This is a genomic window from Cupriavidus sp. 05N38, from assembly GCF_056397345.1.
In genome coordinates this window covers 95785-105456 of record NZ_JBFTNF010000021.1, presented here as the reverse complement: position 1 = coordinate 105456, position 9672 = coordinate 95785, and the positions used below count along the sequence as shown (strand labels likewise).

The 9672-nt window shown below is 66.0% G+C and carries 9 protein-coding genes, 1 tRNA gene and 1 pseudogene; 6 read left to right on the top strand and 5 right to left on the bottom strand.

Going from position 1 to position 9672, the window contains the following annotated elements; translation table 11 throughout:
- On the top strand, positions 1–243 hold a 243-nt coding region (locus AC1DK4_RS17435), incomplete at its 5' end, for a hypothetical protein (RefSeq protein WP_477131661.1).
- A gap of 148 nt (positions 244–391) precedes the next feature.
- The gene (locus tag AC1DK4_RS17430) at positions 392–1369 is read left to right on the top strand and encodes a tripartite tricarboxylate transporter substrate binding protein (protein ID WP_441616842.1); all 978 of its coding nucleotides are present in this window, start codon (positions 392–394) and stop codon (positions 1367–1369) included.
- Positions 1370–1381: 12 nt separating this feature from the next.
- Here AC1DK4_RS17430 and AC1DK4_RS17425 read toward each other — a convergent pair whose 3' ends face one another.
- A complete protein-coding gene (locus AC1DK4_RS17425; protein WP_441616844.1) occupies positions 1382–2353 on the bottom strand; it encodes an alpha/beta fold hydrolase in 972 nt (323 codons plus the stop codon).
- An 11-nt stretch (positions 2354–2364) separates the two neighbouring features.
- A pseudogene (locus AC1DK4_RS17420) lies at positions 2365–3917 on the bottom strand (flavin-containing monooxygenase).
- A gap of 246 nt (positions 3918–4163) precedes the next feature.
- Between AC1DK4_RS17420 and AC1DK4_RS17415 the strand changes: the two are divergent.
- Positions 4164–4832, top strand: coding sequence for a TetR/AcrR family transcriptional regulator (locus AC1DK4_RS17415; protein WP_441616848.1), 669 nt, complete (start codon positions 4164–4166; stop codon positions 4830–4832).
- Between the two features lie 444 nt (positions 4833–5276).
- Here AC1DK4_RS17415 and AC1DK4_RS17410 read toward each other — a convergent pair.
- Together AC1DK4_RS17410 and AC1DK4_RS17405 are read right to left on the bottom strand one after the other, a co-directional pair.
- Positions 5277–5352, bottom strand: a tRNA-Met gene (locus AC1DK4_RS17410).
- A gap of 112 nt (positions 5353–5464) precedes the next feature.
- Positions 5465–5695 (bottom strand): hypothetical protein, encoded by a 231-nt coding sequence (locus tag AC1DK4_RS17405; protein WP_477131660.1) that lies wholly within the window; start codon positions 5693–5695, stop codon positions 5465–5467.
- A gap of 211 nt (positions 5696–5906) precedes the next feature.
- Between AC1DK4_RS17405 and AC1DK4_RS17400 the strand changes: the two genes are divergently transcribed.
- A complete protein-coding gene (locus tag AC1DK4_RS17400; protein WP_441616854.1) occupies positions 5907–6260 on the top strand; it encodes a hypothetical protein in 354 nt (117 codons plus the stop codon).
- 108 nt (positions 6261–6368) lie between these two features.
- Here AC1DK4_RS17400 and AC1DK4_RS17395 read toward each other — a convergent pair whose 3' ends face one another.
- Positions 6369–6959 (bottom strand): TetR/AcrR family transcriptional regulator, encoded by a 591-nt coding sequence (locus AC1DK4_RS17395; protein WP_441616856.1) that lies wholly within the window; start codon positions 6957–6959, stop codon positions 6369–6371.
- A 395-nt stretch (positions 6960–7354) separates the two neighbouring features.
- Between AC1DK4_RS17395 and AC1DK4_RS17390 the strand changes: the two genes are divergently transcribed.
- Together AC1DK4_RS17390 and AC1DK4_RS17385 are read left to right on the top strand one after the other, a co-directional pair.
- Positions 7355–9097 carry a nitrite/sulfite reductase gene (locus tag AC1DK4_RS17390; protein ID WP_441616858.1) on the top strand — a complete coding sequence of 581 codons (1743 nt, stop codon included), beginning with the start codon at positions 7355–7357 and terminating at the stop codon, positions 9095–9097.
- Entirely contained in the window at positions 9090–9629 is a 540-nt protein-coding gene (locus AC1DK4_RS17385) for a DUF934 domain-containing protein (RefSeq protein ID WP_441616860.1), read from the top strand. The genes AC1DK4_RS17390 and AC1DK4_RS17385 overlap by 8 nt, the downstream gene beginning before the upstream one ends.
- The last annotated feature ends 43 nt before the right edge of the window (positions 9630–9672 follow it).

Here is a 9672-nt window from a genome sequence, read left to right as displayed (position 1 = left end):
GATCCGGCACAGGAAACTGACACAGGAAGCAAGGCAATGACGTTTTATCTTCTGGGGTTCCTCGCTTTCGAAGCTATCTGGTTCCTTCCGCTCAGGAAGGTTTTCCGCGCCGCGCACTTCAGCACGACGTATGCCTACCTGGCGCTGATTCCACTGGTCGGGCCCCTGCTGTGCATCTGGATCCTGGCGGCACGGCCGTGGCCGCTCAAGAACAAGCTGGTGCGAACGTTCTCGGCGTCCTGAAGCGCCGCAGCACCGGGCGCCCGCCGATCCCGGCACCATGCATGGGATCGTAGCAAGGGTATCGCCCGATTCCGCCGGAAGTCGAACGTCCATGACCATGTAGCGGGGCCAATAGCGCCCATACATGCCTTAGACAGGAGACATTTACGTGGATCGACGACAATTCCTCGCCGCCGCCGCGGCCATGGCCGCGGCTGGTGCCGCACCCGCCGTGGCGGCCAACTGGCCCAGCCGCCCGCTGCGTCTTGTGGTTGCCTATCCCGCCGGTGGCGGCACCGACGTGGTGGCCCGGCTGTTCGCGGACTTCCTGGGCAAGGCGCTCGGCCAGTCGGTGGTCGTGGAGAACAAGCCCGGTGGCGCCACGATCCCCGCCACCCAGGATGTCATCCGCGCCAAACCCGATGGCCATACCCTGCTGATGACGCTGGGATCGTCCGCCACCTCGGGCGCCCATATCAACAAGGTGCCCTACGACCCGATCACTGACCTGACCGCGCTGGCCGAGGCGGCACGCGCGCCGGTACTGCTGGTGGCGAACAAGAACGCGCCCTTCTCCACGCTGGCCGAGATGATCGCCTATTCCAAGGCCGCCAAGGCACCGGTGCACTCGGCCTCGTACGGGCCGGGCACATCCTCGCATTTCGGTCCGCTGCTGCTCAACAAGCTGTCCGGCAGCCGGCTCGAGCCGGTGCTGTACAAGGGCTCGGCACCCGCCACGCAGGACCTCGTCGGTGGCGTGGTGCCGGTGATGATCGACGGGCTGACCACGGCCGTGCCGCTGTACCAGTCCGGCAAGACCAAGCCGCTGGCCATCACCACGCCGGAGCGCTCCGACATGGCGCCGGGCGTGCCCACGTTCCGCGAACAGGGCTTCGCTGGCATGGAGCAGCTCAGCGGCTACTTCGCGCTGTTCGGCCCCAAGGCCATGCCGGCGGATGTGGTGGCGCCGGTGTCGGCGGCGATCCAGAAGGTGCTCACCGACCCGGCCTATCACAAGCGTCTGTTCGCGGTGGGCGTGCTGCCACCGCAGGCCATCACGCCACCGGTGTTCGCGGCACAGGTCAAGGCGGACTATCAGCGCTGGGGCGAGTTCATCAAGGAGATCGGCTTCAGCCTCGACGCCTGAAGCCGAACGGCGTCATGCGGGCGCGAGGGTACTGCGCGTGCGCTCGACCGCCGCCGAAAGCCAGGCCGCGGCCTGGTCAGGAATGGTGACCGGCAGCATATGCCCGCCGGGCACCAGTTCCAGCTCCAGCGCCGGCAGCTTGTCCTTCATCGCCTGGCCGTGGATGCGCCAGTCGAGCACGGCGTCGGCCGTGCCGTACAGGATGCTGATCGGCAGGGCCAGCGATGCGTAGCGCCCAGCCATGGAGGGCAGATCCTCTTCCAGGCTGTTCATGTCGGTCGACGCGGCATAGAAAGCGCCCGGCCGCAGGCCAAGCAGGCCGCCGCCGGCCGTGCCGAAATCCGCCGGCGGCCGCTCCGGGCTGAACACGAATTCGACCATCGCGCGCCCGCGCAGGATCGACCGCGGGATTGCCAGCGTCCAGGCGACCACGCGCCGCAGCGCGGCCGGGGAAACCGCAAGCGCGCGGAACGAGGCCGGCACGCCTTGCACCGGATGGGTCAGCGGCGCGATCAGCGCCAGGCCGGCCGCCGTGCCGGGATGATCGAGCGCCACGCCCAGCGCCACGGCGCCACCCAGCGAATGCCCTACCAGCAGGGGATCCTCCAGCTCCAGCGCCCGGATGAACCTGGCGATGACTTCGCTTTGCTTGCTCAGGCGCGCCGACATTCCCGCCGGCCGGGTCGAGTATCCCGAGCCGGGCCGGTCGACCAGGATCACGCGGAAGCGCGAGGTCAGTCGTTCGAGCAAGGCATACGAGAAATTCCCGGTCTGTCCGCCCAGCCCGTGCACCATCACGATGGCCGGACCCTGGCCCTGGTCGATGTAGTGCAGGCGGGCGCCATCGATTTCGATGAACTTGCCGCGCGGCGGCAGCGCCTTTTCCACCTTGCGCGCGATGAGGGCGCTAAACGCCACCAGGCCAAGGATGACGATGGCGGCAATGGCAATAACAATGGCAATGCAGGCAATCAGGATGGTCATGGTGTCGCTCCTCAGCCCTGCACCGATTCCGCCGCCCGGGCAGGCGCCGCCTGCGCGCGCGGCGCGGCAGTGCCGGCCCGCCCGAACACCATCGCATCGTCCTCCACCTTGCCGAACTTGAGCGCCATCAGGTCGAACAGGTAGTTCTGGTGGACCTTCCACGGGCGCTTGCTGCCCTGCCTGGGCAGGATGCCGTTGGCGCGCTGCACGTAGCCGGAGGTCAGCGACAGCGACGGCTCGTCGTCGCCGGACGCATCGCCGCGCCGCGGCACGCACCAGGCATGGCCGGCGGCGTCCATGTGGTTGAGCAGGCGGCAGACATACATCGACGACAGCTCCGCCTTGAGCGTCCACGACGCATTCACGTAGCCCATCGCCACCGCCAGGTTGGGCATGTCGCTATACATCATGCCCTTGTACATGAAGGCCTGCGCGGGCGTGGCCGGCACGCCGTCCACGCCGAGCTGGATGCCGCCCGCCACCTTGAGTTGCAGGCCCGTGGCCGTGACGATCACGTCGGCATCGAGCTTCTCGCCCGAGCGCAGCCGCAGCCCGGTTTCGGTGAAGGATTCGATATGGTCGGTGACGACCGAAGCCTTGCCCGCGCGGATCGACTGGAACAGGTCCGAGTCCGGCACCAGGCACAGGCGCTGGTCCCACGGCTTGTAGGCGGGCGTGAAATGCTTGCCGATGTCGTAGTCCGGGCCGAGTTGCGCGCGCGTTGCCTCGATAATCTTGCGCTGTGCGCCATGCCAGCCGGCAGCTTGCGCTGCAGCCACGCGGAGACGCGATCGCTGGACGGCCGCGCCACCACGTATGTGGGAGAGCGCTGGAGCATGGTCACGTGCGCCGCGCGCTTGGCCATCTCCGGCAGCAGCGTCACGGCGGTAGCACCGCTGCCGATCACCACCACGCGCTTGTCGTCGTAGGCCAGGTCCTCGGGCCAGTGCTGGGGATGCACCACGCGGCCCTGGAAGCGCTCCATGCCCGGCCAGCCCGGCATATAGCCGTCGGCGTAGTCGTAGTAGCCGCTGCACAGGTAGAGGAAGTTGCAGGTAAAGCGCGCCGGCGCGCCCTGCGGGCCCACGCTGGCTTCCACCGTCCACCGGGACGTCCCGGACGACCACGAAGCGTGCGTGGCGCGATGGCCGAAGCGGATATGGCGCTCGATATCGAAGGCCTTGGCGGTGCCGCGGATGTATTCGAGGATGGCGCCGCCATCGGCGATCGACTTCTCGCTGCGCCATGGCCGGAAGCTGAAGCCGAGCGTGTACATGTCCGAATCGGAACGCACGCCGGGATAGCGGAACAGATCCCAGGTACCGCCGATGGCGTCGCGACCTTCCAGGATGGCGTAGGTCTTGCCCGGGCAACTGGCCTGCAGGTGGTAGGCCGCGCAGATGCCGGAGAGGCCCGCGCCTACGACCAGCACATCGAAGTGACGGGCGGGCTCCCGCTGCGCCGCCTGCTGCTCCGGAGTGGCGGCCTGCGCCCTGGGGTGCGCCTGGTCGTGCCCCTGGTCGTGCGCGTGCTCGTGCGCCTGATCCGCGTTGCCTGCTAGCATCGTTTGTCTCCTGTTGGCCAGATCCCGCCGGAAGCTTCTCGCATGGGCATTCCCTTGGTGCGTCCGTGCAGTGCTCCGACTAGACTAGGGTGTTCACCCTAATTAATCAACCCAGATTCCTCTAACCAGGGATTTCCCTTAAGCCCGCATACGCCCGGACGCTGTTCCGCCACCACCCGAGATGCCAGAAATGCAGCATACGAAACACCGCCGGCCACGCACCGCCACGCGCAGGGGCCTCGCAACATGAGCGCGGACCACACGCCGGCGCGGCGGCCCAAGACCCGCGAACGCATTCTCGAAACCTGCCTGAGCCTGTTCAACGAACGCGGGCCGATGCTCGTGACCACGGCGGAGATCGCCGCGGCGGTCGGCATCAAGGAAGGCAACCTCCATTACCACTTCAACCGCAAGGAACAGATCCTGGAAGCGTTGTTCGGTGCTTTTGAAAGCGCGCTGCGCGCCACCGCCGTGGCGGATCTTGCCAAGGGCGATAGCCCGGACCGCTTTGCCGGCTACCTGAGCGGCTGGTTCAACCTGATGTGGGAATGGCGTTTCTTCTATCGCGACTCGGCTTCGATCCGCGCGCTGGCGCCCGCGCTGCGCGCGCGCACCGAAGCGCTGGCCGATGACGGACAACGCCATGTGCGGCGCGTGTTCGACGGCATGGAAGCGGCGGGGCTGCTGCGCGCCACGCCGGCGCAGCTCGATCACCTGGTGGTCAACAGCTGGATCGTCTCGACCTACTGGATCGACTACCTGCGCTCGCGCCACGGTATCGATGCGCTCAAGCGCGAACATATCAGCTGGGGCGCATCGCAGGTGATGAGCCTGTTCGGGCCTTACCTCACCGAGACGGGGCTGGCGCAGCTGAATATCGACGCGGCGCGCGATCCGCGCACCGGCGCGCACTAGCCGCCATGCGCGTGCCGGCGAGCCATCGTCATTGACGTCAGGCAAGCGCGGCAAAGGCGCCTAAGGTTAAAACTTGCCCCGCTTGCACGCACCGGCAGGCGGATCCATTGATTCACAATTCCTTGAGTCACTTACCGGAGATGAACATGACAGTGACGCTCAGGTATTGGTCAGAAGACGGCGATGAGGAAACYGTCGATGTACCTTCCGCACGGGTCTTGTCCCAGATGGCGCCCCATCCCCCCTCGCAGGCGCCGAAGCGCACGCCCGACACCGAAGACAAGCCACCAAAGTGGACCATTCCAGACGACCCTCCGGGCGATTTCGCCTGAGAGGCATTCGAGTGGCAGGCAAGGCAAGGCGATGCGACCGAAACATCGTCGGCTGTTACGAATTGGAAAGCAAAAAGCCCGTGCGGCAAGGACCGGACGGGCTTCGGGAAAGTGGTTGCGGGGGCAGGACTTGAACCTGCGACCTTCGGGTTATGAGCCCGACGAGCTGCCAACTGCTCCACCCCGCGGGGCGAAATATACGCGGATCGGTGGCATCTGGATACCCCTTCTTGGAAATAAACCGGAAAGTGGTCGTTACGCGGGCGCCGGGCGGCTTGCGGGGCGCCCTGTGCCGGCAATTCAGCTATTGYCGTCGATCCATTGGCGTGCCCACGCATAGGCAGCCGCTGTCRCATCCGCGGGCGTGGCGTGGTTGTGCCCTACCGCCCTCGCATCCTGGACGATCGCCCCATCCTCCCAGATCGCGCACGAGGCGATGTGCAGCCCGTCCTTGATGGTCTTGCAGAACACGTGGATGACGAATCCTTTGTACTGCGCCTTGTATTCCGTGACGTTGCTTTGGTTTTGCATCTGGCTTTGCTGGTCTGGCCGCCTGTTCTCGCCCCGCGGCGAATCCTGCGGCGCATCCTAGCATGGGCACCCCGGGCCGGTTTTTCCATCGCCGCCGTCCCGCCGGCAATCATCATCGTCCTCCGCACCAGGGAGCCCGCGACCCGCTTGCCAAAACCAGGCAGCTCGTTATACTGTATATCCATACAGTACCCTGTAAGGCAACCACCTCATGTTCAGCTGCGATCCCGGCACCCTCTATCTCTACAGCCAAAGCCCCGCCGCGGCCAGGCTGTCGATTCGCTGCCCGCTCCTGACCGTGGACGATCCCCTGCTCACGGCTGACACCTGGAACCCCGAGGCCGAAGCGGCCGCACAGGCGGCCGGGGCAACGCTATACCTCTCGGGCATCGACACCTCGGCACTGAAGGCGCTTCCCTGGACCATCGACGCGCTGGCGTTCGAGCGCGACGGCGCGCGCATCAGCTTCTGCCTCGCTGAAGGCATGGAGTTTCTCAGCCCCATCACACTTCGCTTGCGCAGCCGCGGCGAACGCCACTATGCCACTTTGCAAGAGCCGGCGTGAAGTCGATCAGCCCGGCGCCCTGGCGCGACGGTGGACGCGGCGCCGCTGCAGGAATCCTGCTAGCCGGTCAGCCCGCGGCCTGCGCCCGGGCCTGGTGAATCCGCGGCGCTAGGCGGCGATGGCGCGCGGACTGGCGGCGGCCGTGGCCTGCTCGATACGCGCGAGCAGCCGCTTCCCGGAAGCCACCACGGCAGGATCAGCGGTCATCTGGTAACGCACGATCATGCCTTCGACGCAGAGCATGGCCTCCTCCGCGACTTCGTCGGGCGTCGCCAGCTTCAGTCTCTGCGCAAGCTCCGCGATATACGCCTTCAGTGACACCTTGTGCGCGGTGGCCTGCTCCAGATGTCCAGGGGCACCGGTCGAGCCGGCCTCCGCAACCACGTTGATGAACGCGCAGCCGCGGAACGTTTCCTGACCGAACCACACGCCCAGCGCATCTGCAATCGCCCCGAGGCTGGGCGCGGAAGCAAAGCGCGACTCCACCTCCTCGATGAACCAGGACATCCAGAACTCGTGGCGCCGGTCGAGAAATGCGGAGATCAGTTCATTCTTGGAAGCGAAATGCCTGTAGAGCGACATCTTCGCCACGCCCGACTCGGCAATGATCTTGTCGATGCCCGTCGCCCGAAAGCCGTCTTGATAGAACAAGCGGGCTGCCGTGTCGAGAATCCGCTCTCGCGCCGAAGGCTGGGTCATGGCACGTCTTTCCAAAGTGAAAGTTGATAGACCAAGTATTGCAGACAGACCTGTCTCTGTAAAGCAGAGATACGACTCTGTCTCCTCCGTCTCCTCCGTTTCCATTACGCGGGCTTCTCCGGCTTTCCTTATTGGGGCCCTGTCGAAGAGCTGAGTCTTTCGCGCTTCGCGGGCGGGCGTGAGATCGATCGCAAGCGTGGTGCATCCATGGCGAGAAGCCACCCGTAGCGCCGCCATCAGCGCAGGCGGCACTGCCGCACGCCCTATTCGCGCTGGTATGCCCTAATTCACCCGAACTGATCCTGTTCGGCCCGCGGGCCAGGCGCTAGCCTTGCTTCTCCTCCTATTCAAGCGTTCGGGACCTGCCGCGCGGCAGCACCTGTCGAGACTTCCCCATGTACTTGTATGACTCCATAGACCAGCAGGTGGTCGACCAGCGCGTCGCCCAGTTCTCCGACCAGACCACGCGTTTCCTGGACGGCCGGCTCACCGAGGACGAGTTCCGCGTGCTGCGGCTGCAGAACGGCCTCTATATCCAGCGGCACGCGCCAATGCTCCGCGTGGCCATCCCCTACGGCATGCTCGTCAGCCGGCAGTTGCGCAAGCTCGCCGGGATCGCGCGGCGCTGGGACCGCGGCTACGGCCACTTCAGCACGCGGCAGAACATGCAATTCAACTGGCCGCGCCTGGAAGACGCGCCCGCCATCCTGGCCGAACTGGCCACCGTGCAGATGCATGCGATCCAGACCAGCGGCAATTGCATTCGCAATACCACCACCGACCACTTTGCCGGCATCGCCCCGGACGAGATCGTGAACCCGCTGGTCTGGTGCGAGATCATCCGGCAATGGTCGATGCTGCACCCCGAGTTCGCCTTCCTGCCGCGCAAGTTCAAGATCGCCGTAAGCGGCGCCCGCACGGACCGGGCCGCGGTCGGCGTGCACGATATCGGCCTGCAGGCCGTCAGCAAGGATGGCGAGACCGGATTCCGCGTATGGGTGGGCGGTGGCATGGGCCGCACGCCGATCGTGGCCAAGCTGATCAACGAATATGTGCACTGGTCGGATCTGCTGACCTACCTGCAGGCCACGCTGCGCGTCTACAACCTGCACGGCCGCCGCGACAACAAATACAAGGCGCGCATCAAGATCCTGGTCAAGGACCTGACACCGGCCGTCTTCGCCCGGCAGGTCGACGAGCAATGGCAGCGCATCCGCGGCGGCCCCGACACGGTGAGCGCCGAGTTCGTGCAGGAGATCGCGGGCCGCTTCACCGCGCCTGGCTATGACCCCGCGGCGGCGAACGACGAAGATGCCTCGGCGAGCTTCGCCGAACAGAATCCCAGGTTCCGCCGCTGGCTGCGCAGCAACGTCCAGGCTCACCGCGTGGCGGGCTATTGCGCGGTGACTGTTTCGCTGAAGGCCACCGGCATGCCTCCCGGCGATATCACGGCCGACCAGATGGACGCCGTCGCCGACCTGGCAGACGCCTACGGCCTTGGCGAGCTGCGTGTCTCGCACGAGCAGAACCTGATCCTGGCCGATGTGCGCCGCACCCATCTGCACGAAATCTGGGAACGGCTGGACGGCCTGAATCTCGCCACGCCGAACATCGGCCTGCTCACCAACATCATCGCCTGCCCGGGCGGCGATTTCTGCTCGCTGGCAAACGCCGTTTCCATTCCGCTGGCCGAGGCCATCCAGCAGCGCTTCGATGACATGGATTTCCTGCACGATATCGGCGAACTGGATCTCAACATCTCCGGCTGCATCAACTCCTGCGGGCACCATCACGTGGGGCACATCGGCATTCTCGGCGTCGACAAGGCCGGCGAGGAGTGGTACCAGGTGACCGTCGGCGGCCGCCAGAACGGGGCACTGTCGGCCGGGCGGCACGACGAGATGGAAGGCGCCGGCGGCGCGGCCATCGGCAAGATCATCGGACCGTCCTTCGCGCGCGGGGAAATCCCGGATGTGGTGGAACTCCTCGTGCAGACCTACTTGTCGCTGCGCGACAGCGATGCCGAACGCTTCATCGATGTCGTCGAACGCACCGGCATCGAACCGTTCAAGACCGCCGTCTACAGCGACGCCCGGATCGTCAAGCGGAAACAGCAAGCGGAGAGCGCACGTGCCTGAAACCAAATCGCAAGACCTGGCGCCCAACGTCATCCGCAACGGTGCGCTCGAAACCGACAAATGGCGCGCCTTCATCTCAGATGACGGCCCGGCATCCGCCGCGTTGCCACCCGACGAGGATGGCTGGCTGGTTTCCCTCGGCGCATGGCAGGCAGCAAAGGCAAGCCTGCGGCAACGGACCCATCCGGTTGCGGTGTACCTGGTGCCCGACGCCGACCCCGAGGCGCTGCTCGATCCCGGCGCAGCCATCATCGATCCGACCGGCATTGCCCACCTGGCCATCGATTTCCCCGTCTACACGGACGGGCGCGGCTACTCGCTCGCGCAGTTGCTGCGCACGCAGTACGGATGGGCCGGCGAGCTGCGCGCCGTGGGAGACGTGATGATCGACACGGTGCACTACATGGCCCGCTGCGGCTTCGACAGCTTTGCCGTCAAGCCCAGCCACGATCCCCAGGCAGCCCTCGAGGCGCTGGGTACGTTCACGGTCCACTACCAGAAAGGCTACCGGCGGCCCGCCGCGCCGGGGTGAGCCGCGCCAATCCTCTCCATGCCGCGCGATTCCGCGCTATTCC

Excerpts from the sequence above, each read along its gene's own strand:
- AC1DK4_RS17425 (WP_441616844.1), bottom strand. The coding sequence starts at position 2,353 with ATGACCATCCTGATTGCCTGCATTGCCATTGTTATTGCCATTGCCGCC.
- AC1DK4_RS17415 (WP_441616848.1), top strand. The coding sequence starts at position 4,164 with ATGAGCGCGGACCACACGCCGGCGCGGCGGCCCAAGACCCGCGAACGC.
- AC1DK4_RS17400 (WP_441616854.1), top strand. The coding sequence starts at position 5,907 with ATGTTCAGCTGCGATCCCGGCACCCTCTATCTCTACAGCCAAAGCCCC.
- AC1DK4_RS17395 (WP_441616856.1), bottom strand. The coding sequence starts at position 6,959 with ATGACCCAGCCTTCGGCGCGAGAGCGGATTCTCGACACGGCAGCCCGC.
- AC1DK4_RS17390 (WP_441616858.1), top strand. The coding sequence starts at position 7,355 with ATGTACTTGTATGACTCCATAGACCAGCAGGTGGTCGACCAGCGCGTC.